Source organism: Mesorhizobium sp. (assembly GCF_965229135.1).
GTDB lineage: Bacteria > Pseudomonadota > Alphaproteobacteria > Rhizobiales > Rhizobiaceae > Mesorhizobium.
In genome coordinates, this window is the sequence record NZ_OZ245860.1 from 889,469 (window position 1) to 915,888 (window position 26,420).

Genomic DNA, 26,420 nt, shown 5'->3' on the forward strand with positions numbered 1-26,420 from the left:
GCTTCAGGCGCTCCGGACGTCCGGTCGCGGCATCTTCCGGAACAGGCGGAAGAAATTGTCGGTCGTGGCGGCTGCGATCTCCGTCTCACTGATCCCGATGGTTTCCGCCAGCACCTTGGCCGTATGCGCGACATAGGCGGGTTCGTTGCGCTTGCCGCGAAACGGTATCGGCGCGAGGTATGGTGCATCGGTTTCCACCAGCAGGCGGTCATGCGGCACGTCAGCGGCAATGGCGCGCAATTCGGCCGAATTCTTGAAGGTAAGAATCCCCGAAAAGGAAATGTAGCCGCCCAGTGCGACACCAACCTCGGCCAGTCTCCGCCCGGAAGAAAAACAGTGCAGGATGAAGGGGAAGGCACCCTTCCCTGTTTCTTGCGTGAGGATATCGGCCATGTCGTCGTCGGCTTCACGGGAATGGATAACGAGCGGCAGCCCGGTCTCTCGCGCCGCGGCGATGTGGGTGCGAAAACCCTGCGCCTGCGCCGCCCGCGGCGCCTTGTCGTAGAAATAGTCCAAACCGGCCTCGCCGATCGCAACCACCTTGGGATGGGCAGACAAACGGATCAGCTCCGCATCCGTGACGTCCAGTTCTTCGGCGGCATTGTGCGGGTGGGTGCCGACCGAACAATAAACCTCGTCAAAAGTCTCTGCGATTTCAAGGATTTGCTGAAAGCGTCTCACCCTTGTCGAGATCGTCACCATGCGGCCGACCCCGGCAGCCATGGCGCGGGCGACGATGGCCGCCCGCTCCTCGGCAAAATCTGGAAAGTCCAGATGGCAGTGGCTGTCGACAAGCATCAGGCGTTCGCGTCCGGCTGTTCGACATAGCGTGGAAACACACCTTCCGGCACCGGGAGAGCGGTCCCGGGAACCAGCGCATGATCCGCGTGGAGATGCACGAAATCGCGATTGTTCGCGGGAACGGCCAGCAGGTCCAGAAGCTTGTTGGCCGATCCCGGAATGTAGGGCAGACACAACAATGCGACGCGCCGGACGACTTCAGCGGTTGTCCACAGGACCGTCTCCATCCGCGCCGGATCGGTCTTCTTCAGTGCCCATGGTTCCTGCGAGGCGAAGTAGCGATCGGCTTCCGCCACAACGTTGAAAATCGCCGCGAGCGCCAGATGAATGCCCTGCTCCGCCATCGCCCTGCGCGCGGCCGCAAGCGCTGCCACCGCCTGATCAAGGATCGCCTTGTCGTCATCAGTCAGGTCGCCGCGCTTCGGCACCACGCCGCCGCAGTTCTTGGCGATCATCGACAGCGAGCGCTGCGCCAGATTGCCGAGACCGTTGGCAAGGTCGGCGTTTGTCCGGTTGACGATTGCTTCATGGCTGTAGCTGCCATCCTGGCCGAACGGCACCTCGCGCAGGAAGAAGTAGCGCACCTGGTCGAGGCCGTAGTGCTCGACCATGGTGAACGGGTCGATGACGTTGCCGACCGACTTCGACATCTTCTCGCCGCGGTTGAACAGGAAGCCGTGGCCGAAGACACGTCTCGGCAGAGGGATTCCCGCCGACATCAGGAAGGCCGGCCAGTAGACGGCGTGAAAGCGAACGATATCCTTGCCAATGATATGCGCATCCGCTGGCCAGAATTCCCATTTGTCAGCGTTTTCATCGGGATAGCCAACTGCGGTAATGTAGTTGGTCAATGCATCGACCCACACATACATCACATGCTTGTCGTCACCCGGTACCGGCACGCCCCAATCGAAGGTCGTGCGCGAGATCGACAGGTCCTTCAGGCCCGACTTGACGAAGCTCATGACCTCGTTGCGACGCTCGGCCGGGCCGATGAAATCGGGCTGGCTTTCATAGAGCGCCAGCAGCCTATCCTGATAGGCCGACAGCCGGAAGAAATAGCTCTCTTCCTCGACCCATTCGACAGGCGTGCCCTGGGGACCGTAACGAACGTCGTCCGCCCGGACCTCTGTTTCTTCTTCGCCGTAATAGGCTTCGTCGCGCACCGAGTACCAGCCGGCGTAGCCGCCCTTGTAGATGTCGCCATTGGCGGCCATCGCCTTCCAGATCGCCTGGGACGACGCATAGTGCCGTTCTTCCGTCGTGCGGATGAAGTCGTCGTTGGAGGCGTTCAGGGCCGCGGCCATACGCTTGAAGTCGGCTGAATTGCGGTCGGCCAGTTCGCGCGGCGAAATGCCTTCCCGCTTCGCGGTCTGCAGCATCTTGATGCCGTGCTCGTCGGTGCCGGTGAGGAAGAACACCTCCTTGCCATCGTGGCGCTGGAAGCGGGCGAGCGCGTCGGTCGCGATCAGCTCATAGGCATGGCCGATATGCGGCTTGCCGTTGGGATAGGAAATCGCTGTCGTGATGTAGAATTTGTCGCGTGACATGAATGAACCGTCATGAATGTCTGAATGTCAGTTGTGGCGGTGGATATCGCATCGGGGTGGTGATTGCCATACCGAGGCCAATGCATGCCATCCGAAAGTGGGCAGCGGCATGCATGGAAACCGTCACATTCGCATTGCAGAATTCAGGCGGTCGATCATGATCAGAGCGTGCTGCTTCTTGTCGAGATTGTAGGTTTCGGTCTCAGATATCGCGTCCAGCGTCTCATGCCAAGTATCGGACAGCGTTTTCGCGCGCACGAGGTCGCCGGCCAATGCGGCCTGGCTTGCCGCATCCGACAGCAGGTCGAGCGCGCGCCGGTTGAAAATGTCGAACTGTATCGCCTGGTCGCGGCCCGCCACCGCTTCCGCCAGGCGATAGGCGCCAGCGACATCGCTTTTCCTTCCGGTCACCAGGGCGTCCAGTGTGCTGGCGATCTCCAGTCCGCCATATTGCGTCAGCAGGATCGCCGTGCGCGCGCTGCCCCCTGCCCGTTCGGCCAGTGCGGCGCGCGCAGCAGGATCATCCGGCGGCGCCGGCTCGACGGTCTCCAGGACGGTCATCAGATCCTCGGCATCGAGAGGCGCCAGGCGCACCATCTGGCAACGCGACCGAATGGTCGGTAGCAGGCTGCCTGGTGCGTGGACGATCAGGATGAACAAGATGCGAGGCGGCGGCTCTTCGAGATTCTTCAACAAGGCATTGGCCGCATTGGTGTTCATGTCGTCGGCCGGATCGACGATCACCACCCGGTAGCTGCCGTCATGCGAGGTCATGGACAGGAAGCGGTTGACCCTGCGGATCTCGTCGACGGTGACAACGGTCTTGAAGCTCTTGGTCTTGTCATTTGCCGGCCGGGTCAAGTGCAGCACTGATGGATGCGCTCCGGTAGCAATCTGGCGAAACAGCGAGGAGGCTGGATCCGGAACCGCGAAGAATGGCGGCGCCTGTTCAAAGGCCGGATGTTTCAGCAGATGATGCGCCAGATGAAAAGCCAGCGTCGCCTTGCCGATGCCGACCGGTCCGGCGAAAATCAGAGCATGGGGCAGCTTTCCGGAGCGGTAGGCGGCAGCGAGCATGTTGGCCGTCTGCAGGTGTCCTACCAGGCGGGGCGTCTCGGAAGGCTCCGGCACGCCGTCAAGCGTGTCATGCTGTTCGGGTGCGATGCGTTCGAAAATCATGCGGGCGTCGCCTGTCTCTTGTTGGGCGGCGTCCGTGTCTCCAGCGCCGCGAATACGGCGGCTGTGACGACATTCTCGACCGTGTCGGGGTCGGCGGACGCATCGATGACAACGCAGCGCTCTGGCTCGGCAGCGGCGATCGCCAGGAAGGCGTCGCGGCGCCGCTGATGGATGGCCAGGGTCTCCTTCTCGAAGCGGTCGGCGACCGCTTCCGTGCCACGCCGCACGGTCGCGCGACGCAGCCCCTCCGTCGGGTCGATGTCGAAGATTAGCGTCATGTCAGGCACCATGCCGTTGACGGCCACCTTTTCAAGCGCGTCCATGAACGCCGGGTCGATGTCGCCGGTGACCCCCTGGTAGACGCGCGAAGAGTCCATGAAGCGGTCGCAAAGCACGATCGAGCCGCGTTCGACCGCCGGGCGAATGACCTGCTCGACGTGATCGGAGCGGGCGGCGGCGAAAAGCAGCGCCTCCATCTTGGGACCGAACGGCTCGGCCGCGCCGGAGAGCAGCACATGCCTGACGGCCTCGGCTCCGGGCGAGCCTCCCGGTTCGCGCGTGACGACGACATCGTACTTCTTGGCGCGCATCTTCCTGGCCAACCGCTCGATCTGCGTCGACTTGCCTGCTCCTTCGCCGCCTTCGAAGGTGATGAAAAATCCGCTCGACAAACGAAAGCCTTTATCCACGCTCGTGGTGAACGTAACGCATGAGCCCGAAAATCGGAATCGGTTTTGCGTCCGCAACATGTCTTGATGGTGGCGACCTAATAGTCCGGACCCAGTAAAAGGTCCACGCCGTTGACGCTACCGCAGCCAGCCCACCGCCAGTTCCTTCACGGCGTCGAGCGCGCGCTGTGGCAGCGTGCCCGTGCCGACCGATTCCGCGGCGAACAACGGCGTTTCCTGGCTCAGCGTGTCACCGATCCACACGCGCAGCGCACCCACCGCCTGCCCCTCCTCCACCGGCGCGGTGACCGGCCCGTCATAGACAATCCTGGCTGTCAGCTTGTCGCGGTTGGTGATGGGCAGGAATATGTTCACGGGCCCTTTTGCCTTCAAGGCCACGCCGGATTTCACGCCGCCGAAAACCTGGGCTTCGCCAACCACTTCGTCCTTGGCGAAAATCTGGGTCTTCTCGAAGGAACGAGCGCCCCAGTCGAGCAGCTTGCGCGCCTCTTCGGCGCGTTCACGGTCACTTGCCAGCCCACTCATGGCCGCGATGACCCGCGCGCCATTATGGTTGACGGAAGCGACGATGCCGAAGCCGCCTGCCTCGCTCGTGCCGACCGCAAGGCCATCGGCCCCGATATCCATGGCCAGCAGCGGATTGCGGTTCCGTTGGGAAATCTTGTTCCAGGTAAAATCCTTCTCGCCGAAATAGGCATAGAGATCCGGATACTCCCGCTGGATATGCAGGGCCAGTTGTGCCAGTTCGCGCACCGTCGTCTGTTGGCCATCGGCCGGCAGGCCGGTTGAATTGACGAACGTCGACTTGCGCAGGCCGATCTGTCGCGCGCGCTCGGTCATCTGCGCGGCGAAATTCTGTTCCGATCCGGCCATGCCCTCGGCAAGGATCATGCAGCCGTCATTGGCGGCCTGGATGGTGACGCCACGGATCAGATCCTCGACCCGGATCGAGGATTTGAGTTTCGCGAACATCGTCGATGTTCCCGAAGGGGCGCCGCCCTTGCGCCACGCATTCTCGCTGACCACGAATGTGTCATCGAGTGTCATGCGCTTGGACTTGATGGCGTTGAAAACCACTTCCATCGTCATCAGCTTCGCCATCGACGCCGGCGGAAAGGGCTTGTCGGCGTCCTTGGCAAACAACACCGTCCCGGTCTCGGCGTCGATCATGAACGCCTGGGCGGCCTTGGTCTCGAAAAGCTGTGCGCTGACTGGCGCCAGCGAAAACAGCAGAAGAATAGACCCCAGAAATCCGACCAAAGGCGCCGAAATGCGAAATTTCATGAAGTTCGACCCGTTTGCCGGTTAGTGCATGTCGCCCAAAGTTGACCTCGGTTTTGGGGGAGTGACATGCATAAGCGGGGCAAAGCTATCAGGCTTTTTCCCGGCGGATCAACCGCGCGACGTAAATACCGCCAGACTTTCGGTTTCTCGGGATCAGTTGCGCACAACAAGCGCGTCAGGCGCACCATGCGACCACGCCGCCTGCAGCATTTCGTCCAGGCTACGGTGCCCGTCCGGATAGAGATTGACTGAATACCAGTCTTCGCCATCAAGTTCGGAGCGCTGGATTTCGGTCTTGCCGAATTCAGCCAGCTTGGCTGCTACGCGTTTTGCCTCGGCGGCATTCGCGAAGGATCCGGCGGCGACATAGTCCGAAGCGGAATCGGCCATCGGAGCCTGCCGCTTCCATGATTGCAGGAGGTCGGCGGGCGACATGCCGTCTTCACCCATCGAGGCAAACACGTCGGAGGCGCGATGCACGCGTTCATCCGCGTAAGACAGCGACGCCATGGCAAACGGCGATTGCGCCGGCAAGCCTATTTCCGGACGCTCCGGCACGATAGGTCCGAAATCAGGCAGTGCGAGATCGCCGAAGGCCGGCGCCTGTGTCGATGCGGCGGGACGCGAAGGTGCGGAACTCGTCAACTGACCCGGAAACGGTACGGCCATGGCCGCGCCGCCTACCGGCACGCTCGGCGATGGACCATTCATGGCCACCATCACACCGGTCGGCAGGCCATCCGAAGGATCCGGAATCCTGTTTCCAGGATGATAAGATGCCATCAAATACTGATCGTCATTGCCATCAAGCGGCGCGCGGCCAACATACTCCACCTTCACCTCGGCCGTGCCGATGTTGGCATAGTCAAGCATCTGCGCCGCACGCTCGGATACATCGATGATGCGGCCTTCGTGATAGGGACCGCGATCGTTCACGCGAACGATGACAGAACTGCCCGTCTTCAGATTGGTGACGCGTGCATAGCTGGGCAGCGGCATGGTCGGATGCGCCGCCGTCAGATGCGTCATGTCGTAGACTTCGCCATTGGCGGTGAGCCGGCCGTGAAAGGCATCGCCGTACCAGGAAGCCAGGCCGACCTTCTTGTAGTTCTTCTCTTCCTTGGGATAGTACCACTTGCCGCGAACCTGGTAAGGCTTGCCGAGTTGGTCACGCCCGCCGCCGCGCAGTCCTGCCATTCGGGCGACGCGCGGGCTGGCCTTCACGCCATACTCGGATTCGGAAAAGTATTCCTTGGAGCGCGGCCTCTTGTCGATCATGGCCTTCGGCTGCGGTGTCCCGCAGGCCGACAGCATGGCGGCCGACACGACGAACAACGCGACAGCGGAAACACGGCGAATACGCGGGCGCGCCGTAGTCTGCATAATCCGATTGTCCCCTACAGTCTCGACAGAGACATCGCTACTTGAACATCATCAGGGCCGAAGCACTCTCACCAATGCCAACGACCCTGAACCCCTATCCTTTGTGCGCAGGAATTGTTTATCAGCGTATTAACCGATTGTGTCCGGAACCGGGCAAGATTGTGGCATACCGCCACACTGTGAATCGGATTGAAAAGTAACGGTTTTTCGACCGACGCCCCAGGGCGATCAAACACGCATGACCTTAAAGTCGGCTAAATCGACGATCGGCCAGGGATCCGCGTCCGTCTCGTTGGTTGGCGGCGTCAAGTTCGGGCTGGGTTGGAACGCCCATCGAAAATAAACCTCATGCTCGAAAATCAATGAAACGGGCCGATGACGATCGTCACCGGCCCGAGCCGTCTGTCTGCGTGAAGTTCAGCTGCCGCTATGAATTCATCAAGGTGGCGCCTGCACTCCCGACTGGTTCGACTGTGCCGTCACACAAGACAGTTTTTCACGTTTTGTCAGAACTGGCTTTTCGTAGATTTTCTTCATGGACTCCTCCGAAAAGAACGTACGCAACGAGTTGGCCAGCACAACGCTGCGTTGTCAACAGCAAGGTCCGCATAGACAGTGCCGGTTGACAGGCCTTTGTCGGGCACACTAGAGCAGTGACGCGCGACGGATCTCGACATGCGGGTTTGCCTGCAGGCGGTCAGAACCGGCGCCCGTGGTTGAAAGACCATCTGGAGGAATGGCCGAGCGGTTTAAGGCACCGGTCTTGAAAACCGGCGTGGGTGCAAGCTCACCGTGGGTTCGAATCCCACTTCCTCCGCCACCACGCTCCATTCGGCCTGTCTGGCGCGCGAATTGCCGCCATTGTCCGAATTCAGCGGCACTCTCAACGATAGAAGGCCGAAGGCGGAATGCCGAAGTGTTTGCGAAACATGGCGGTGAACGCGCTTTGGCTGGCGTAGCCGCAGTCGAAGGCGACATCGATGATCCGTTCACCAGCGGCGATTCTGCGAAGGGCATAAAGCAGCCGCGCCTGCTGGCGCCATTGCGCGAAGCTCATGCCGGTTTCCTTCGCGAACAGGCGATGCACCGTCTTGGCCGTCACATCGAGGCGCCTGGCCCACTGTTCCGCGGTGGCGTTTTCGGCCGGGTTTTCGATCAGCGTTTCACAGACTGCCTTTATCCGCGGATCATGGGGGACGGGCAGATGCAGCGGCAGCACGTCCGACACGCGCAGTTCGTCGATCAGCAGGCGCATGAGGCGTTCGTCCCGACCGCCCTGCGGATAGTCCACACGTATCTTCACGGCCGCGACGATCAGCTCCCGCAGCAATGGTGAGACCTCCACGACACAAGTCCTGCCGGGCAGATCGGGAACCGCCGTGTCATCGATGAACACCGTCCGGATCTTGACCTCGCCAGCCATCCCGACCTCGTGCTCGAGGCCGGCCGTCAGCCATAGCGCGCGGTTCGGCGGCACGATCCAGGTGCCGATGGTGGAGCGAACGATCATCACGCCCTCTATCGCGTAGAGCAACTGCCCGCGCGGATGGGCGTGAAGACCGGTTGATGAGCCATCGGGATAGTTCACCTCCATCGCCGCCATGGCGCGTTCGGTGTCGTGAAAGTCCAGATGACGCCGGGTGATCTCGTTCAGCATGTCCTGATCTCTACAGGATGGGTCATCATAAAGCGATACGGACCAAGTGGGAACGCGCTAGCTGAGGTCAAGTCAAGACATCAGCGGCGCGAACTCATGAAAACAAAATCAGCATTCCTCTATCCCTTCCTTGCCATCGTCCTGTGGTCCGGAAACGTCATCGTCTCGCGCCTGTCCGCGCATACGATCGGGCCTGAGGCGATCACATTCTATCGCCTCCTGCTCGCCGTGATTCTGATGAGTACCTTCGTTGCCATTCCCGCATGGCGAAATCGGGCGGTCATCTGGCCGCATATCGGCCAGTTCGCCATCCTCGGCTTCCTTGCGATGTGCCTTTTCCAGAGCCTGTCCTATCTGGCGGCGGAAACCACCACGGCGACGAACATGGCTGTGTTCACCGCTCTCACGCCATTGCTGACCGTGGCGTTGAGCGCGGTCCTGCTGGACGATGCGCCGACGGTCGGAATGGTTGGTGGCGGCATCCTATCGTTGCTTGGTCATGTCTACCTCGTCAGCGGCGGTGATCCAGCATCGCTGGCGCGCAACGGAGTCCATCTCGGTGATCCGCTCATGTTCGTCGCTGCCATGGTCTACGCCCTCTATGGCGTCCTGCTGAAGCGCTGGAGCCTGCCCGTTGCCGGCTGGCAATCGACCTACATGCAGGCGATCTGTGCCCTCGCGATCATGTTCCCGGCGTTTCTCGCCACTCCGGCATCTTTGCGGTCGCTGAACGCCCAGACAATGCCACTCATCGCCTATGCCGGCGGCCTGGCATCAGTGGTTCTTCCGTTCCTGTGGATCAGGGGCGTGCACATTCTGGGGCCAAACCGCTGCGCGGTTTTCATGAACCTGCTGCCGGTGCTGACCGCGATTGGGGCGATCGTGCTGCTTGGTGAACAGGTGCGTCCCTATCATGTGATCGGCGGCGGCGTGGCGCTGGCGGGTGTCGCCTGCGCCGAACTCTTCCGGCGACCGCTTCGAGGTGCTGCTCCCGCCATGCCTGAGATGGTTGAATGACGGGAGACGCGATGATGAACGAACATGCAAACCGTGACATCCTTCTGCGTATCGCGGAGGCGTTGGAGCGCCTGTCACCGCCATTGCGGTCATCGGGCCTGGAACAACCCGCAGAGGGCTATCTCTGGGTTGCGAACGAACGTCGGCTGAAGCCTGTGCCGCGGATTTCGCGCATTGATATCGGCCTGTTGAAAAGCGTTGAGCGGCAGCGGGACGCACTACTCGACAACACACGGCGCTTTGCCCGTGGCCAGCCGGCTAACAACGCCCTGCTGTGGGGCGCCAGGGGGACAGGCAAGTCGTCGCTGGTCAAGTCAGTCCATGCCTCCGTGGCTGGTGAGATGGAAGACGTGGCCAGCCCGATCGCTCTTGTCGAAATCCAGCGCGAGGATATCGATACGTTGCCGGTGTTGCTGGCCATCCTTGAAACGGCCAGTGCGCGGCGTTTCATTCTGTTCAGCGACGACCTATCGTTCGATGCCGGCGACGCCACCTACAAATCGTTGAAGGCCATCCTCGACGGGGGTATCGCCGGCCGGCCGGAAAACGTGATCTTCTATGCAACCTCCAACCGGCGGCATCTACTGGCGCGGGACATGATCGACAACGAGCAGGCCACCGCGATCAATCCGGGCGAGGCCGTGGAGGAAAAGGTCTCCCTGTCGGATCGGTTCGGCCTTTGGCTGGGTTTTCATGTCGTGGACCAGAACGCCTATCTCGACATGGTAATGGCCTATGCCGAGCACTTCCAGTTGCCACACGGGTTGGAGGAACTCAGGCGCAGGGCTCTCGAGTGGGCGATGCAGCGCGGATCGCGCTCCGGGCGAACGGCGTGGCAATTCGTTCAGAGCCTGGCAGCTTGATGAGGGCTGGGGTCAACCGCGTGCTCGCGTGACGGAGCCGGCGCGCGATGCGTTGAATCGCTTTCTTCAACGCCAGTCAGACCCTTGCGGACGTTTTGGGGAATCATCTGCCGCCATTTTGCAAGTCAAAGGCGAAAAACCTGCCATCGCCGCCGAAGCCGAGGCGCTGCACTCACAGGGTGCCGATGTGGGGAACAGTTCTGTGATCGTGTTCGCCAATCGCAGTCTATATTCGATCTTGTTTGATTAGTTGACGCTGCAATTCATTGAAATAACACGGGATTTATGGTCGATCCGCTGAGAACGCTTGCTCGTTTTCTTGCCGAAGGCGAAATCGTTCAAAACAGCCCTTGGTTGATTTTTCAGACAAAATATGCTGCTTGTCTCGCCCATGAAAAAGCTTTTCATCGCCGCCCTGGCATCGACAGCACCGGCTTTGCCGGCACACGCCATGGACAGCGCTTTGCGCGCGGGCTTGATGAAACTTGACCCGCAGACCCGGCTCGAGCAGCGGTGCGACGCCGAAGTCCTCGACCGGATCACGCATGACGATCACAAGTTCAAAGCGGATCGCGTCGTCGCCTACGCTTTCGCGACGCCCGAAATGGGTACCGATGCAATTCGCAGCACTGGCGCTGCGTTTCGCAGCAAGGGGCAGTGGTACCGATTGAAATTCAAGTGCCAGACGGCTCCGGATCATATGGAGATTCTGAACTTTCGTTACCGCATCGGCGACGAGATTCCAGAAACTGACTGGTCCAAATACAATCTCTATAACTAGGATCCTGCAGTTAGATTGTTCTCGACACGACGATCTGCGATCGTGTTGGCAATGCAATTTTTCAATCCTGTTTTGCAACCGGGATAAGGTTGCAGCATTGATGCAATCTGTTGACGCACCTCAATCATACACGGTAGGGCGTGCACCTATCGGGCGCGGGCAATCGGCGAACAGCAAGGGGCTTCCAGTCGATGGAAATTTTTACCGCCGCAGGCATATCGGCCCTGCTCCAGGTCATCGCCATCGACCTCGTGCTTGCCGGCGACAACGCAATTGTCATTGGCCTCGCCGCGGCCGGCCTGCCATCTGAACAGCGCAAGAAGGCAATACTGATCGGTGTGCTCGCGGCGACGGTGCTGCGCATCTGCTTTGCCGCGATCACCGTCAAGCTGCTTGCCATCGTCGGCCTTCTGCTGGCCGGAGGCATCCTGCTTCTGTGGGTTTGCTGGAAGATGTACCGCGAGTTGCGCACCTCCCATGCCGATGAGCTGGAGGCGACCGAGGCGCTGTCGAATTCAAATGGCACCGGCCCGAAGGGGCAGCGCAAAACCCTTGGCCAGGCGGCATTGCAGATCGTCGTGGCGGATGTGTCGATGTCGCTCGACAACGTGCTTGCCGTTGCCGGCGCCGCACGGGATCATTTCACCGTGCTGATCATAGGGCTGGTGCTGTCGATTGCCTTGATGGGGCTCGCTGCGAGCTTTATCGCCAAGTTGCTGCACCGCCATCGCTGGATCGCCTATATAGGTCTGCTGATCATCCTTTATGTCGCGGTGGACATGATCTATCGCGGCGCGATGGAGGTGTGGCCCCACGTCAACAACGCGGTCAGCTGAGGCTGGCCATTCTGGAAAGTCGGTTCGCACGGCAATCGCCGTGCGTTTTGCCGCATTGAAGGCGTGACCATACCAATGCCGCAATAAGTGTGGTACTGCGCCGCCAATCCTGAAAAGCCCGGAAAACCTGTATGTCCGCTCCCCGCGTGAGTTTTGTCAGTCTTGGATGCCCTAAAGCCCTTGTGGATTCGGAGCGCATCATCACGCGCCTTCGCGCCGAAGGTTACGAGATCGCGCGCAAGCATGACGGCGCCGATCTCGTCGTCGTGAACACATGCGGGTTCCTCGATTCCGCCCGCGACGAGTCGCTGAACGCCATCGGGTCCGCGCTTTCGGAAAACGGCCGCGTCATCGTCACCGGCTGTCTCGGGGCCGAGCCTGACGTCATCCGCGAGAAGCACCCAAACGTCCTCGCTATCACCGGGCCGCAAGCCTATGAGAGCGTGATGGCCGCCGTGCATGAGGCGGCGCCGCCGAGCCACGATCCCTATATCGATCTTCTGCCGCCGCAGGGCGTCAAGCTGACGCCGCGCCACTATGCCTATCTCAAGATCTCGGAAGGCTGCAACAATCGCTGCACCTTCTGCATCATTCCCGCACTGCGTGGCGACCTCGTCTCCCGCCCCGCGGCCGACGTCTTGCGCGAAGCCGAGAAACTGGCCAAGGCCGGCGTGAAGGAACTCCTGGTCATTTCCCAGGACACCAGCGCCTATGGCATCGACATCAAGTATCAGACCAGCATGTTTGGCGACCGCGAGGTGCGGGCAAAATTCCTCGATCTTTCAGAGGAACTGGGCAAGCTCGGGATCTGGGTGCGCATGCACTATGTCTACCCCTACCCGCATGTCGCCGACGTCATTCCGCTGATGGCCGAGGGAAAGATCCTTCCCTATCTGGACATCCCGTTCCAGCATGCCTCGCCGCAGGTGTTGAAGAACATGCGCCGTCCCGCGCACGGTGAAAAGACGCTCGAGCGCATTCGCGGATGGCGTGACGTGTGCCCTGATCTTGCGATCCGCTCGACCTTCATCGTCGGCTTCCCTGGCGAAACCGACGATGATTTCGAGATGCTGCTTGACTGGCTGGACGAAGCCAAGATCGACCGCGCCGGTTGCTTCAAATACGAGCCGGTCAAAGGCGCTCGCTCCAACGATCTCGGGCTCGAACAGGTGCCACAGGAGATCAAGGAGGCGCGCTGGCATCGTTTCATGCAGCGCCAGCAGAAGATCTCGGCGACGCAACTGGCCAAGAAGGTCGGCAAGCGCCTGCCCGTTCTGATCGACGAGGCGCATGGCACCTCGGCGAAAGGCCGCACCAAATACGATGCGCCCGAGATAGATGGCTCAGTCCACATCCAGTCGCGCCGCCCGCTGCGCGCCGGCGATATCGTCACCGTCAAGATCGACCGCGCGGACGCTTATGACCTCTACGGTTCGGCCGTCTGAGCCTTTCTCCTTTTCCAAATTAGCCACAAACAAAAAAGGGCGCCCCACGGCGCCCTTTCCTGTTGGTACTTCTGTACTGCCTACTGCGGCAGCTTGTCGTCGACGCCCTTGACGTAGAAGTTCATGCCGAGCAGCGTGCCGTCATCGGCGACTTCGCCGTCCTTCAGCCATGGCGTGCCGTCCTGCTTGGCGATCGGTCCGGTGAAGGGATTCCAGCCGCCGGCGATCTTCTTTTCGGTCGCTTCCGCCATCGCCTTCACATCGTCGGGCATGTTGGTGTAGGGCGCGAGCTTGACCGCGCCGTCCTTGATGCCGAGCCAGACATTGTCCGGCTTCCATGTGCCGTCAATAGCTGCCTGGACCCGGCTGATATAGTAGGGACCCCATTCGTCGGTCAGCGAGGTCAGTTGCGCCTTCGGTGCGAACTTGATCATATCCGAAGACTGGCCAAAGCCGTGCAACTTGCGCTCCTCGGCAACCTGCAGGGCAGCGGTCGAATCGGTGTGCTGGACGATGATATCGGCGCCCTGGTCGAACAACGCCTTGGCGGCGTCGGCTTCCTTGCCGGGATCGAACCACGAGTTGACCCAGACGATCTTGGCCTTGAAGTTCGGATTGATCGACTGTGCCCCGAGCATGAAGGAGTTGATGCCCATCACCACTTCCGGAATCGGGAAGGAAACGATGTAACCGGCGACGCCGGCCTTCGATTCCTTGGCGGCGATCTGGCCCAGTACGTAGCGGCCTTCATAGAAACGTGCATTGTAGATACCGAGATTGTCGCCCGTCTTGTAGCCGGTCGCGTGCTCGAACATTATCTTGGGAAACTTCTTGGCGACCTTCACCTCGGCGTCCATGAAGCCGAACGACGTGCCGAAGATGATCTTGCAGCCTTCGCGAGCCAGGCGCTCGAAGGCACGATCGGCATCGGGGCCTTCGGAGACATTCTCCAGATAGGCAGTTTCGACCTTGTCGCCCAGCGCCTTCTCGACCTCGAGGCGGCCCTGGTCGTGCTGGTAGGAATAGCCGAAATCGCCGATCGGGCCAGTATAGACCCAGCACGCCTTCAGTTTGTCAGCGGCCTGCGCGGTCGCCGCCAGCGAGAGTGCCGCGGTCGTGGTCATCAGCGCAATAAGCAGTTTTTTCATCGTGTTACCTCTCTGTGTTGAGCCTTGGAGCTTCCCGTTTGTTTTTGTTGTCAACGATCCGGAACGAATGGCTGCCCCAAGGAAGCCGGCGTGTTCATCATCGTAAGACGCTTGTTGCGCGAGATTAGAACGAGAACGACGACGGTTGCCAGATAGGGCAGTGAAGAAAGCATCTGTGACGGCACCGGAATGCCAAAAGCCTGTGCATGAAGCTGTCCGATCCAGACCGCGCCAAAGATGTAGGCGCCGGCCAGCACCCGCCACGGCCGCCACGAGGCGAAGACCACGAGTGCCAACGCGATCCAGCCGCGCCCGGCCGTCATGTTCTCCACCCATTGCGGCGTATAGACCAGCGACAGATGGCCTCCCGCGAGACCGGCACAGGCGCCGCCGAAGATCACGGCAAGATAGCGATAGCGGATAACCTGGATGCCCAGTGCATGGGCGGACGTATGGCTGTCACCGATCGAGCGCAGCGTCAATCCAGTCCGCGTCCTGAACAGGAACCACATGACGGCGGCGGTAAGCGCGATCGAGATGTAGAAGATCGGATCCTGGCCAAACAGCAGCCTGCCGACCACCGGGATGTCGGTCAGGACGGGGATGTAGAGATTGGGCAGCCTTTGGCCTGGCTGGCCGACGAAGCTGGTCCCCATCATGCCGGAAAGCCCAAGACCGAGCAGCGTCAGCGACAGGCCTGTCGCCACCTGGTTGGTGGCCAGCGACAGCGTCATGACGGCAAACAGCAGCGAGAACAGAGCTCCCATAACGATTGCCGCCAGAAGGCCGAGCCAGGGCGAACCGGTCAGATAACCGGCGCCGAAGCCGCCGACCGCGCCCATGATCATCATGCCCTCGACGCCGAGATTGAGCACGCCGGAGCGTTCGACCACGAGTTCGCCGATCGCCGCGATCAACAGCGGCGTCGCCGCAGTGGCGATGGTCAGGAGGATGTTGACGGTGATGTCCATCAGCGGGCTTCCTTCAACTTGGGCGCGGCTTCGAGCTTCGCCGCCCCCTGCGGTTTGGTCAGCGCCAGGCCGATCACACGAATGCGGTAGTGGATGAGCGTGTCGCAGCCGAGCACGAAGAACAGCAGCATGCCCTGGAACACGCGCGCCACCTTGTCGGAGATGCCGAGCGCGCTTTGCACCGCTTCGCCACCGAGATAGGTCAGCGCCAGCACGAGGCCGGCCGCGATGATGCCAAGCGGGTTGAGCCGGCCGAGAAACGCCACGATGATGGCGGTGAAGCCGTAGCCGGGCGAGATCACCGGTTGCAACTGGCCGATCGCTCCGGAGACTTCCGATATGCCGGCAAGCCCGGCCAGCGCGCCTGAAAGCAGAAAGGCGAAAAAGACCATGCGATTGAGGCCGAAGCCCGCGAAGCGTCCCGCCCGCGGGCTCGAGCCGAGAACGCGCACTTCAAAACCCTTCAGCATGCGCCCCATCAGGAACCAGATCACCACGGCGGCGACCAGCGCGAAGATGAACCCCCAGTTGGCCCGGCCGGCGTCGGGCATCAATTGCGGCAACGTGGCCGAGTCGCTGAACTGGATCGTCTGCGGGAAGCCGTGGCCCTGTGGATCGCGCCATGGACCACGCACCAGCCAGTCGAGGAAGAGCTGCGCGACATAGACCAGCATCAGGCTCGTCAGGATCTCGTTGGTGCCGAAGCGGGTTTTCAGAAAGGCGGGGATCGCCGCATAGGCGGCGCCGCCGACCATGCCGAGCAGAAGCATCAGCGGCAGCACCAACGGGCCCTCGAACTGCGGAAACAGCACCGGAATGGCCGAGCCGAAAATCGCGCCAAGGACGAATTGGCCTTCGGCGCCGATATTCCAGATGTTGGCCTTGTAGCAGACCGACAGGCCGACAGCGATCAGGATGAGCGGTGCTGCCTTGATGGCCAGCTCGTGCAACTGCCAGACCTGGCTGATCGGCTCGATGAAATAGATATGGAAGGCGGTCAACGGATTGACGCCGAGCAGCGCGAACATGATGGCGCCGGCGATAATCGTGAGCGCGAAAGCAATGAAGGGCGACAGTGCCGAGAACAGCACGGAGCGTTGCGGGCGTTTGACGAGTTCGAGGCGCATCATGCGGTCTCCATCGTGTGTTCGGCGTGGCCCGGTTCGGCGCCGCCCATCAACAACCCAACCTTCTCGAAGGTCGCCTCCGCGATAGGCATCGGCCTGGACAACTCGCCATTATGCATGACCGCGATCGCATCCGATATCTCGAACAGCTCATCGAGATCCTGGCTGATCACCAGCACCGCTGATCCGCTGCGCGAGAGTTCGATCAGCGCCTGTCGAATATGGGCGGCGGCTCCTGCATCGACCCCCCAGGTCGGCTGGTTGACCACCATGACGCTCGGCCGGCGGTCAAGCTCGCGACCAACGATGAATTTCTGCAGATTGCCGCCTGACAGCGCCGCAGCTTCAGGGTCCGGCGCGCTCTTGCGCACATCCATGGTTTCAATGATACGCTGAGCCGCGGCATAGATCGCGCCACTCTTCACCATGCCGCCGCTGCCGACAAACGCCTTGCCGTCGGTAGCGTGGCGTGACAGCAGCAGGTTTTCCGAGAGCTTCATGCGGGGCGCGGCACCGTGGCCGAGACGCTCCTCCGGCACGAAGGCCGCGCCAAGCAAGCGTCGTCCGGTGATTGTGAGCCCACCCGCATCCTTGCCGCGAATACGCACGGAAGCCGCATCCTGCTGCGACACCTCGCCGGAGATGGATTCGAAGAATTCGCCCTGACCATTGCCTGCGACGCCCGCGATGCCGATCACCTCGCCGGCGCGGACATTCAGGTTGATGTTTTTAAGCGGGATCGAGAACGGGGTTGCCGGCTTGCGGCTGAGGCCGCGGATCTCGAGCAGCCGCTGCGCGGTTTCGATCCCGTCGACCGGCGCACGCACCACCGCCTTAACCTCGTTGCCGACCATCATGCGAGCCAGGGACGAAGCGGTTTCCTCGCGTGGATTGCAGTGGCCGACCACCTTCCCGTGACGCAGCACAGTGGCCCGGTCGCAGATGCGTTTGACCTCTTCAAGCCGGTGAGAGATGTAGAGGATCGATTTTCCTTCAGACCGAAGCCGCTCCAACGTCTCGAACAGCTTGTCGGCTTCCTGCGGGGTCAGCACCGAAGTCGGTTCGTCCAGGATGATGAGCTGCGGCGTCTGCAGCAGGCAGCGGATGATCTCGATACGCTGACGCTCGCCCACCGAAAGGTCGCCGACCAGCGATTCCGGGTCGAGCGGCAGGCCATAGCTGAAGGAAAGCGCCCTCGCCTTCGCCGCGATGCTGCTGATCGGCGAGCCGTCGTCCAGCGACAGCGCGATATTCTCGGCCGCCGTCAACGCCTCGAACAGCGAGAAATGCTGGAACACCATGCCGATGCCGAGCTTTTTCGCGACGCCGGGACTGGTGATGCGGACCGTCTGGCCATTCCAGAAAATCTCACCGGAATTGGGCTCCAGCGAGCCGAACAGCATCTTGACCAGCGTTGACTTGCCAGCGCCGTTCTCACCGAGCAAAGCGTGGATTTCACCTTTTGCGATGTTGAGATCGATATGATCGCACGCCGTCAGTGTGCCGAATATCTTGGTCAGGCCGCGAACCTCAAGCAGGTTCGCCCCATTGTCATTTGCACTCACAGTGCCTCCCATCCGGGTTCCCGGATATGTTCTGTGTTCCCGCAAGCATCGTATGCGCGGCCCGCTCTCATCGGAAAGCAGCACCCAACTTGAAAGAGCTTCAAGAATTTCAGCGGAAACTCAAGGGTAAAGATAGGCGCTCGCCGTACCCGACAGACTCTAGCAGGCTTTTCGTGCAAGTTCTGTCCGCCACTCAGGCAGGACGCTGAAAATACAGGCAAACTTCCATCAGGGAATGAGGATGGTCGTGCCGGTCGTGCGGCGCCCCTCAAGATCGGAATGCGCCTTGCCGGCATCCTTGAGCGCATAGCGCTGGTTGATCTTGATCTCCACCGCGCCACTGAGCACCACGTCGAACAGCGCGGCGGCGGACGCATCGAGAGCTTCTCGCGTGGCATTGTAGACGAACAGCGTCGGCCGCGTGGCGAACAAGGAGCCCTTCTGTGCCAGCAGCGACATCGAGAACGGTGGGATCGGCCCCGAAGACTGACCGAAACTGACGAACATGCCCAGCGGCTTCAAGCAGTCGAGCGAGGCCGGGAAGGTGTCGTTACCAATGGAATCGTAGACGACGTCGCATTTGTTGCCACCGGTGATTGCAAGGACACCAGCGACGAAATCCTGCTCCTTGTAGTTGATGACGTGGTCGAAGCCATGCGCCTTGGCGAGTTCGATCTTGTCGACCGAGCTGGCCGTGCCGATGACCGTCGCGCCCAGGTGTTTTGCCCATTGCCCGAGGATCAGCCCTACCCCGCCGGCAGCGGCGTGATACAGGATCGTGTCCCCCGCCTTCACCTTGAATGTGCGGCGCAGCAGGTATTCCGCCGTCATGCCCTTGAGCATCATGGCTGCCGCCTGTTCGTCACTGATGCCGTCTGGCACCTTCACTATATGCTTGGCATCGACCACACGTTGCTCGGCATAGGCGCCAATCGTCGTGGCATAGGCGACGCGGTCGCCCGGCCTAAGCCAGTCGACACCTTGCCCCACCTCAAGCACGACGCCGGCCGCTTCGCTGCCAGGAACAAGCGGAAACCCACCTGGCGGCGGGTAAAGACCGGAGCGGTAGTAAACGTCGATGAAGTTGAGGCCGATTGCGGTATGCCGGACCAGGATTTGACCCACGCCCGGCTGGCCGGTTTGAACATCCTCATATTTGAGAACTTCCGGACCGCCATTGGCGTGGATGCGGATCGCTTTGGACATCAAGGCTCTCTTGGGTTCAGGTTTTCTTGGCGCCGAGATTTGGGAACAACTGCATGATGCCACCGATGCAGGCAAGGTAAAGCCCGGTCACCGTGATGCCGATCTTGGTGAAGTCACTCACCTGCTCGCCCAGAACACCGATCTGGTCATAGAAAGCGGCGAGAGCGGCCTGGGCCAGCGCGAGCGCGCCAAAGGCGCACCACAGCAGCGTCATGGAAAGGTTTATCCGCCGCAGCCGCACGACGCGCACCGGATGGATGAAGTTTATCGGCAGGAACGTCAGGATGCCGGCCGCCACGACCACGCCGAACGATACCCATTGGCCCGGCTCGATGACGAACAGCGTGAACACCACCATGTTCCAGACCACCGGAAATCCCTTGAAGAAATTCTCCTTCGTCTTCATGCCGGTGTCGGCATAGTAGATCGCGCTGGAAACGACGATGATCGCAGCCGACAGGAACGACAGGCCTTCGCCCATGAAACCGCGCTGATACAGCGCAAAAGCCGGAATGAGGACATAGGTCACATAGTCGATGATGTTGTCGAGGAGCTCCCCCGACCATGTCGGCAGTATTTCCTTGACCTCAAGCTTCCTGGCGATCGGCCCGTCGATCCCGTCGACGAAAAGCGCCAGTCCGAGCCACCAGAACATGGCCGTCCAGCGCTGTTCGCTGGCCGCCACAAGCGACAGGAACGCGAGGAACGATCCCGACGCCGTCAGCAGATGAACGGAAAACGCCCGCGCCTGCGGCCATGTCACTTTCTTCTTCGGCCTTGGGATGCGGTCGGAGATTTTCTTGGCCGTCGTTTTCTTTTTCACGGGCCCCGCCAGTCCAATTTGCAGATTTCGGCCGAGCGGCCGGCAAAATTCCAGTTGCGGCCGAAAGCCCGCATCTTGCTCTTGTCGGACCGGGCGACGATGATTTCCGGCGCGATCCAGTATTCCGAATTGCTGATCACGGTATCCTTGTCGCGATCCTTGCCGGCGATCGGCGTTACCGCACCGTCGATGATCTTCGGTATCTGGAAGATCCGCGTCTTGTCTCGCGTCTCGTAAGTGATCGGGACCTGTTCGACGCCGAGGAATTTTCCGACCAGGATGGAGAGCAGTGACGTGGTTCCACCGGCCTTGCCGGTAAAGATCTTGGTCAGCGCCTTCACGGCATAGACCGAGGCGCGTTTGTCGATGAACAGCCCAGCGGTCCAGTTGCCACGGCTCATGTAACCTGGGATTTCCATCACCAGCCCAAGATTGAGGCCGGAGAGATCGACTTCGCCAAAATGACCGGCATCGATGCGGAAACCCGCCCAGGTCTGGCAATAGCCTTCTGTCGGCGGATGGTTGCCAAGCGAAAGCACGCAAGGACAAAAAACCGTGCAATTGCAGGAGAGTACGAGCTCCCCTTTCATTGCCCAGCTCTGGTCTGCCATCGAATTCCCCCTAGTCAAGCCGAGATTACTAGCAGCGCGGCTGCCCAGACAAGCAGTATCGCACCGGCCAACCGCGTTGGAAGCCTGCTTGCGGTTTGTTTTTCGATCAAGGTGAACAGCCCGATGACCGCCATCCAGAATATGTTCATCACCCCGACGGCGAACATGACCAGCATCAGCGCCCAGCAACAGCCGAGGCACCATATGCCTTGCCTGATGCCAAGACGAAAAATGCCGAGAGGTCTTGCGCTCCAGTTCGCGAATAGAATCGAGAACGGGTTTTTGCACTTGGTCAGGCAAACCTCCTTGAAGCCGCTGAACTGGTAAAGGCCGGCAAACAGTAAGGCGAGCGCACCGGCAATACCGACGACCGGGTCGAGAATCTGTCCCGGTGAGGCGAATGCATGGACCATGAGCGTCAAGACCGCGAACGCCACGGAAGCCACCAACCAGACGCTCAGATATCCCGCGACCAGCACCAGCGGATGAACGACCGGCTCCCCCTTGATCCGGGCCGTGTCGGCGATCTCGCAATAGGTTCGAATCATCGGTGCCGCCGACGGCAGCATCGTGGCTAACGCCATGAGGAACCACATCAAAACCAGCGCGACTGTTTGTTGACCGGCATTCGCGCCAACCGGCAAGGGCGCAAGGCAGAGGCCAAAGAACCTGTCGACGGCGTCCGGCAGCGGCAAGCGCGGAAGATATCTGAGTGCTGAGTCCCCGGGAGAATCGACGCCCGGCGCCCTGCTCTGCGCACCGCGGATCGCCATCGCGCCTAGAACCAGCCAGGCCAGCGCGATGCCCGCCCCAATGGTGACGTTCACGGTTGTGCGCGGATTGCCGGCGACGTTTGCCGTGGCCCGGCCGGCGCGGTCGAGGTGGCTGAAATCGTCTGACGGACCGCTCATGGCAATCGAATGGGCCGAATCGCCGCGTTGATCAAGCTGCTTGATGTGACCTATATGTTTATCAACGGGATGGTCGGACGGACCACCCTTCTCGAAAATCCGGAAGCCGATCTTGGAGCATCAGAACACAGGGCGGATATTGGTGGCGGGCACAGGGCCCGCCGGGCTCATCGCGGCGCTCGGATTTGCGGACGCCGGGTTTTCCGTGACCCTTGTTGGAACGGAAGCGAGCGGCCCGGATAGCCGCACCACCGCCCTGATGAACCCTGCGCTGAAGGTGCTCGAACGGCTGGGTGTTCTTGACGGGTTAAGGCCCATGGCCGCACCGCTCAAGGTCATGCGCATTGTCGACGCCACCGACCGTTTGATCCGCAGTCCGGTGGTCACGTTTCGCGCCAGCGAAATCGACGAGGACCAGTTCGGGCTGAACTTGCCCAACAGCGCGCTCTATCCCGCGCTTGCAAAGGCTGTCGCCGCGCATTCCGGGATAGAATGGCGGAAATCGATGGTGGAGACCTGGCATCTCGACGCCGGACACGTCCATGCGACACTGTCTGACGGAAGCGAGGTGACGGCATTGCTGGCGGTTGCCGCCGATGGGCGCATGTCGCCTGCCCGTGAGGCCGCCGGCATTTCGACCTCTGCTCGATCCTATCCGCAGGCAGCCCTGGTCCTCAATTTCGAACACCGGGCCGATCACGCCTTCACGTCGACCGAGTTCCACACCGAGACCGGTCCGTTCACGCAAGTTCCCCTGCCTGGCAAGCGCTCGAGCCTCGTCTGGGTCGTGCGACCGGAAACCGCCAGGGAACTCTTGGCGCTGGATGACGTGTCACTGTCGACGCGGGTCGAACAGCGCATGCAGTCAATGCTTGGGCGCGTATCGGTCGAGCCCGTCAGGCAGATCTATCCCCTGTCGGCGGTGACGCCCCGGCGCTTTGCGCAGGATCGGGTTGCGTTGGTTGGCGAAGCCGCCCACGTATTCCCACCGATCGGTGCGCAAGGCCTTAATCTCGGCATCAGGGATGTCGACGACCTCATTGGCATTGCTTGCGAAAATCGAGCTGATCCGGGAGCAGCCAAGGCCCTGGCAAGCTATGATTTCAAGCGCCGACCCGACATTCTGGCACGCAGCAGCGCCGTCAACCTGCTCAATATGTCCCTGCTCTCCGACATGTTGCCGGCTCAGCTGGCGCGCAGCGCCGGGCTTGGTGTGCTCGGCGGCTTTTCACCGCTTCGCGCCTTCTTCATGCGCGAGGGCTTGCGGCCCGGCAGCGGATTTGCAGCGCTCGCCGGAGCCCTGGGGAAGCAGGTCAGGCGATAACGCCTGACGCCTGGCAATCGGACGACATTTTTGCACCGAATCGAAACCCTTATGGAGGGTTGGTGCGTAGCTTGAGGGCGCGCCGGGCACTTCGGGATTGAATTGATGCGGCGTCTGCGCCAAATAAAGCCAAGGATTTCAGTGGTGAGTACGATGAAAACAGCCAAATTCTCGATCGGACAGGTGGTTCGCCACCGGCTGTTTCCATTTCGCGGCATCATTTTCGATGTCGACCCTGAATTCGCCAACACCGACGAATGGTACGAGGCGATACCGGCGGATGTCCGTCCGCGCAAGGATCAGCCCTTCTACCATCTGCTGGCCGAGAATTCCGAGACAGAATACATCGCCTATGTCTCGGAGCAGAATCTTCTTGAGGACCAGTCGGGCGAACCGGTCCGCCATCCGCAGATCGGCGAGATGTTCGACAAGATGGCCGACGGGCACTACGAGCCGAAACGTCAGTCCAGGCACTGAGCATCATTCGGAAGCAAAAAAGCGGGGCCGGGCCCCGCTTCTTTCATTGGCTTCGACTCGGTCGACCGATCAGTTGGCGGTCTTGGCCTTGTCCTGCTCGTCCTTGAGCTTCTTGGCGAAGTCCTGATTGTTCTTGGCCACGAAATCCTGCAGCTTCTTCTGCCGGTCTTCGATGTCCGACTGCTGCAGCGGAGGGCCGTCATAGGCGCCGCTGAAGCCCTGCAAGGCAATCTTGACCGGGTTCGGCTGGTTCTGGAAGTTGATCGAGGCCACTGTGATCGCCTGTCCCTTCTTGAACGACGCGATGAGCTGGTCGGTCAAGGGAACTTCCGCCACGCAACGATCCGGGAAGCACACCACATAGCTGAGCGTCTGGGTCTTGCCGGCATCGATCTGGAGGCCAACGCCGGGGGTGACCAGGCGGCCGGTCGGGACCGTGACCTGGAACACCTTGCGGTTAACCTTGCCCTTGAGTTCGATCAGGCTGACGCCTGTGACGAGCTGGCCATTGCCGGCGGTCACGATGTTCTGGACGTTGCAGATATCGACGTCTTCCTGCTTGGTGCAGGCCTTGAACCAACCCTGCGGAATCTGCTGCTGCTCCTGTGCGGAGGCAGCGGGAAGTTCGGCGCCCAGAAAGCCGACCACGCCAGCGGCCATGACCGAAAGGCGGTATGCGTTGCTCTTCAGGCTCGTCATGTCGTGCATTTCCTCTCAAATGATCCCGGGACCGGCTTTTTCATGCCGTGGTGTCCAGCTACCTGTTGCCGAAATGAGGCAACAGAATGACTTCGGTCGGCGTGTTACACTGCCAGCGGTGCCGAATCCAGCCCGATACTTGTAAATCTTGAAAGCGCGATTGGTCGGCCTGCCGCCGCCTCGTGGTAGTGTGCGCTTCGAATCATCAAGCCGACCCATAAAGGAGACGGTCATGGGCCGCGTTCTTGTCTGGCTGATCACCGCGATATCGTTTGTCGTCCTCTCGCTACACCCGGCCGCCTCGGAACCGAAGCATGCCATCGCGATGCAGGGCGATCCGGCGCTACCGGCCGACTATCAGCATTTCGACTACGTCAATCCCGAGGCGCCGAAAGGCGGCAACATCACCTATTGCGTGGTCGGCAGCTTCGACAATCTCAACCCGTTTATCCTCAAGAGCCTGCGCACCACCGCGCGCGGCATGATGGACACGATTTTCGGCAACCTCGTCTTCGAACCGCTGATGCAACGCAATGCCGACGAGCCGTTCAGCCTCTATGGTCTGCTCGCCGATACGGCCGACATGGACCCGGAGCGCAAGACGATCGAATTCCATCTCGATCCGAAGGCGAAGTGGTCGGACGGCGAACCGGTCACGCCGGAGGATGTGCTGTTCACTTACGAGGTCTATACGGAGAAAGGGCGCCCGCCCTATAGCGAACGCATGGCCAGGGTCGCCAAGCTGGAAAAGACCGGCGATCACAGCGTGCGCTTCACCTTCAACGACAAGGCCGATCGCGAATTCCCGCTGATCATCGCGCTGACGCCGATCATTCCCAAGCATGCCTTCGACAAGGATACATTCGACAAGACGACGCTGAAGCCGCTGACCGGCAGTGGACCCTATACGATCTCCCAGGTGTCCCCCGGCCAACGCATCGTGTTCAAGCGCAACCCCGATTATTGGGGCAAGGATATCCCCTCCAAGCGCGGCTTCGACAATTACGATCAGATCACCATCGAGTATTTTCTCAACGCCAATGCCAAGCTCGAGGCGTTCAAGAAGGGCATATGCGCGATCAATGACGACAGCGATCCGGTCAAACGCGAGCGCGATCTCGACTTCCCGGCTTTTCACAAGGGCGAGGTGATAGCCGAAACCTTCGACACCGGCATTCCGCCAGTGGTCACCGGCTTCCTGTTCAACACAAGGCTGCAGAAATTCTCCGATCCCGTCGTTCGGCGCGCGCTTGGCATGCTCTACGATTTCGAATGGGCGAACAAAAACCTGTTCGGCGGCAAATACACGCGCACGATGAGCTATTGGCAGAACTCCGAGCTCTCGGCGCTTGGCCATCCGGCCGACGAGCGGGAAAAAGCGCTGCTGGCGCCCTATCCCGGCCGTGTGCCGCCCGATGTCATGGATGGTACATACCGTCCGCCGGTCACCGACGGGTCGGGCCAGGACCGCAAGGTCTTGAAGGCCGCCTTCGATCTGCTGAAGAGTGTCGGCTACAGGGTTGAGAACGGCGTGATGCTGGACCCCAAGGGACAGCCGTTCGGATTCGAGATCATGACCTCGTCGCAGGATGAGGAACGCCTGGCGGGTATCTATCAGCGCACCCTGGAGAAGATCGGTATCAACGTCACCATCCGCGGTCTGGACGGAGACCAGATACAATCCCGCAAGCAGCGCTTCGATTTCGAGGTCCTGATTGGCGCGAGCGGGTTCAACAATTCGCTGTCGCCAGGTATCGAGCAGATCGGACGCTGGGGGTCCTCGGCGGCCAGGGCGGAAGGTTCGTTCAACCTGGCCGGTGTCGCCGATCCGGCCGTGGACGCAGCGATCGAAGCGATGCTCTCTGCCCGCGAGAAAGCGGACTATGTCGCTGCCGTCCGTGTTCTCGACCGCTTGTTGATCTCAGGCAACTACATGGTGCCAATGCAATACAACACGCAGCAATGGATCGCGTACTGGAACTATCTGGAACATCCGCGAAAGACGCCCATATACGGCTATCAATTGCCGACCTGGTGGCGCAAGCCCGACTGAACCTTGTCCGAGAAACAGGA

The 26,420-nt window shown here is 60.8% G+C and carries 26 protein-coding genes and 1 tRNA gene; 11 read left to right on the forward strand and 16 right to left on the reverse strand.

Features of this window, described 5'->3' with window-relative positions:
* Positions 1–3 precede the first annotated feature (3 nt).
* The 6 genes from ACO07C_RS04290 to ACO07C_RS04315 form a co-directional block, all read right to left on the reverse strand.
* On the reverse strand, positions 4–798 hold the full coding sequence (locus tag ACO07C_RS04290; protein ID WP_421912991.1) for a TatD family hydrolase: 795 nt from the start codon (positions 796–798) through the stop codon (positions 4–6).
* A complete protein-coding gene (gene metG / locus ACO07C_RS04295; RefSeq protein WP_421912993.1) occupies positions 798–2,351 on the reverse strand; it encodes a methionine--tRNA ligase in 1,554 nt (517 codons plus the stop codon). The genes ACO07C_RS04290 and metG overlap by 1 nt, the downstream gene beginning before the upstream one ends.
* A gap of 123 nt (positions 2,352–2,474) precedes the next feature.
* Positions 2,475–3,530 carry a DNA polymerase III subunit delta' gene (locus ACO07C_RS04300; RefSeq protein WP_421912994.1) on the reverse strand — a complete coding sequence of 352 codons (1,056 nt, stop codon included), beginning with the start codon at positions 3,528–3,530 and terminating at the stop codon, positions 2,475–2,477.
* Positions 3,527–4,201 carry a dTMP kinase gene (gene tmk / locus ACO07C_RS04305; protein ID WP_421912995.1) on the reverse strand — a complete coding sequence of 225 codons (675 nt, stop codon included), beginning with the start codon at positions 4,199–4,201 and terminating at the stop codon, positions 3,527–3,529. Before tmk ends, ACO07C_RS04300 begins: the two co-directional genes overlap by 4 nt.
* Positions 4,202–4,336: 135 nt before the next feature.
* Positions 4,337–5,503: a D-alanyl-D-alanine carboxypeptidase family protein gene (locus tag ACO07C_RS04310; RefSeq protein WP_421912996.1), complete on the reverse strand. Its 1,167-nt coding sequence runs from the start codon at positions 5,501–5,503 to the stop codon at positions 4,337–4,339.
* A 153-nt stretch (positions 5,504–5,656) separates the two neighbouring features.
* Positions 5,657–6,886, reverse strand: a complete 1,230-nt coding sequence (locus ACO07C_RS04315; RefSeq protein WP_421912997.1) for a septal ring lytic transglycosylase RlpA family protein — start codon at positions 6,884–6,886, stop codon at positions 5,657–5,659.
* A 730-nt stretch (positions 6,887–7,616) separates the two neighbouring features.
* Between ACO07C_RS04315 and ACO07C_RS04320 the strand changes: the two genes are divergently transcribed.
* Positions 7,617–7,706, forward strand: a tRNA-Ser gene (locus ACO07C_RS04320).
* 63 nt (positions 7,707–7,769) lie between these two features.
* Here ACO07C_RS04320 and ACO07C_RS04325 read toward each other — a convergent pair.
* The gene (locus tag ACO07C_RS04325) at positions 7,770–8,543 is read right to left on the reverse strand and encodes an AraC family transcriptional regulator (protein WP_421912998.1); all 774 of its coding nucleotides are present in this window, start codon (positions 8,541–8,543) and stop codon (positions 7,770–7,772) included.
* Between the two features lie 96 nt (positions 8,544–8,639).
* Between ACO07C_RS04325 and ACO07C_RS04330 the strand changes: the two genes are divergently transcribed.
* From ACO07C_RS04330 to rimO, 7 genes are all read left to right on the forward strand, one after another.
* Positions 8,640–9,560, forward strand: a complete 921-nt coding sequence (locus tag ACO07C_RS04330) for a DMT family transporter (protein WP_421912999.1) — start codon at positions 8,640–8,642, stop codon at positions 9,558–9,560.
* Between the two features lie 14 nt (positions 9,561–9,574).
* On the forward strand, positions 9,575–10,423 hold the full coding sequence (locus tag ACO07C_RS04335; protein ID WP_421913000.1) for an ATP-binding protein: 849 nt from the start codon (positions 9,575–9,577) through the stop codon (positions 10,421–10,423).
* Between the two features lie 28 nt (positions 10,424–10,451).
* Positions 10,452–10,673, forward strand: coding sequence for a hypothetical protein (locus tag ACO07C_RS04340; RefSeq protein ID WP_421913001.1), 222 nt, complete (start codon positions 10,452–10,454; stop codon positions 10,671–10,673).
* A 35-nt stretch (positions 10,674–10,708) separates the two neighbouring features.
* A complete protein-coding gene (locus ACO07C_RS04345) occupies positions 10,709–10,912 on the forward strand; it encodes a hypothetical protein (RefSeq protein ID WP_421917618.1) in 204 nt (67 codons plus the stop codon).
* Complete coding sequence (locus ACO07C_RS04350) at positions 10,815–11,204, forward strand: DUF930 domain-containing protein (RefSeq protein WP_421917437.1); 390 nt, start codon at positions 10,815–10,817, stop codon at positions 11,202–11,204. Before ACO07C_RS04345 ends, ACO07C_RS04350 begins: the two co-directional genes overlap by 98 nt.
* A 191-nt stretch (positions 11,205–11,395) precedes the next feature.
* Positions 11,396–12,040 carry a TerC family protein gene (locus ACO07C_RS04355; RefSeq protein ID WP_421913002.1) on the forward strand — a complete coding sequence of 215 codons (645 nt, stop codon included), beginning with the start codon at positions 11,396–11,398 and terminating at the stop codon, positions 12,038–12,040.
* Positions 12,041–12,171: 131 nt separating this feature from the next.
* On the forward strand, positions 12,172–13,485 hold the full coding sequence (rimO, locus tag ACO07C_RS04360) for a 30S ribosomal protein S12 methylthiotransferase RimO (protein ID WP_421913003.1): 1,314 nt from the start codon (positions 12,172–12,174) through the stop codon (positions 13,483–13,485).
* An 80-nt stretch (positions 13,486–13,565) separates the two neighbouring features.
* On the opposite strand, the gene ACO07C_RS04365 is transcribed toward rimO, so the two are convergent.
* The 8 genes from ACO07C_RS04365 to ACO07C_RS04400 form a co-directional block, all read right to left on the reverse strand.
* Positions 13,566–14,633: a BMP family ABC transporter substrate-binding protein gene (locus ACO07C_RS04365; protein ID WP_421913004.1), complete on the reverse strand. Its 1,068-nt coding sequence runs from the start codon at positions 14,631–14,633 to the stop codon at positions 13,566–13,568.
* Positions 14,634–14,683: 50 nt separating this feature from the next.
* On the reverse strand, positions 14,684–15,604 hold the full coding sequence (locus ACO07C_RS04370) for an ABC transporter permease (protein WP_421913005.1): 921 nt from the start codon (positions 15,602–15,604) through the stop codon (positions 14,684–14,686).
* Positions 15,604–16,734, reverse strand: a complete 1,131-nt coding sequence (locus ACO07C_RS04375) for an ABC transporter permease (protein WP_421913006.1) — start codon at positions 16,732–16,734, stop codon at positions 15,604–15,606. The genes ACO07C_RS04370 and ACO07C_RS04375 overlap by 1 nt, the downstream gene beginning before the upstream one ends.
* Positions 16,731–18,308: an ABC transporter ATP-binding protein gene (locus ACO07C_RS04380; RefSeq protein WP_421913007.1), complete on the reverse strand. Its 1,578-nt coding sequence runs from the start codon at positions 18,306–18,308 to the stop codon at positions 16,731–16,733. The genes ACO07C_RS04375 and ACO07C_RS04380 overlap by 4 nt, the downstream gene beginning before the upstream one ends.
* Positions 18,309–18,524: 216 nt before the next feature.
* Positions 18,525–19,502, reverse strand: a complete 978-nt coding sequence (locus tag ACO07C_RS04385; RefSeq protein WP_421913008.1) for a quinone oxidoreductase family protein — start codon at positions 19,500–19,502, stop codon at positions 18,525–18,527.
* Positions 19,503–19,518: 16 nt separating this feature from the next.
* Complete coding sequence (gene pcsA, locus ACO07C_RS04390; RefSeq protein WP_421913009.1) at positions 19,519–20,325, reverse strand: phosphatidylcholine synthase; 807 nt, start codon at positions 20,323–20,325, stop codon at positions 19,519–19,521.
* The gene (locus ACO07C_RS04395) at positions 20,322–20,936 is read right to left on the reverse strand and encodes a DUF1326 domain-containing protein (RefSeq protein WP_421913010.1); all 615 of its coding nucleotides are present in this window, start codon (positions 20,934–20,936) and stop codon (positions 20,322–20,324) included. The genes pcsA and ACO07C_RS04395 overlap by 4 nt, the downstream gene beginning before the upstream one ends.
* A 14-nt stretch (positions 20,937–20,950) precedes the next feature.
* The gene (locus ACO07C_RS04400) at positions 20,951–21,847 is read right to left on the reverse strand and encodes a DUF2182 domain-containing protein (RefSeq protein ID WP_421913011.1); all 897 of its coding nucleotides are present in this window, start codon (positions 21,845–21,847) and stop codon (positions 20,951–20,953) included.
* Positions 21,848–21,959: 112 nt separating this feature from the next.
* Between ACO07C_RS04400 and ACO07C_RS04405 the strand changes: the two genes are divergently transcribed.
* Both ACO07C_RS04405 and hspQ read left to right on the forward strand, forming a co-directional pair.
* Entirely contained in the window at positions 21,960–23,171 is a 1,212-nt protein-coding gene (locus ACO07C_RS04405; protein ID WP_421913012.1) for a UbiH/UbiF family hydroxylase, read from the forward strand.
* Between the two features lie 153 nt (positions 23,172–23,324).
* Entirely contained in the window at positions 23,325–23,648 is a 324-nt protein-coding gene (gene hspQ, locus ACO07C_RS04410; protein WP_227347437.1) for a heat shock protein HspQ, read from the forward strand.
* A 69-nt stretch (positions 23,649–23,717) separates the two neighbouring features.
* On the opposite strand, the gene ACO07C_RS04415 is transcribed toward hspQ, so the two are convergent.
* Positions 23,718–24,347: an invasion associated locus B family protein gene (locus tag ACO07C_RS04415; protein WP_421913013.1), complete on the reverse strand. Its 630-nt coding sequence runs from the start codon at positions 24,345–24,347 to the stop codon at positions 23,718–23,720.
* 232 nt (positions 24,348–24,579) lie between these two features.
* Here ACO07C_RS04415 and ACO07C_RS04420 point away from each other — a divergent pair, with 232 nt between their 5' ends.
* A complete protein-coding gene (locus ACO07C_RS04420) occupies positions 24,580–26,400 on the forward strand; it encodes an extracellular solute-binding protein (protein ID WP_421913014.1) in 1,821 nt (606 codons plus the stop codon).
* The last annotated feature ends 20 nt before the right edge of the window (positions 26,401–26,420 follow it).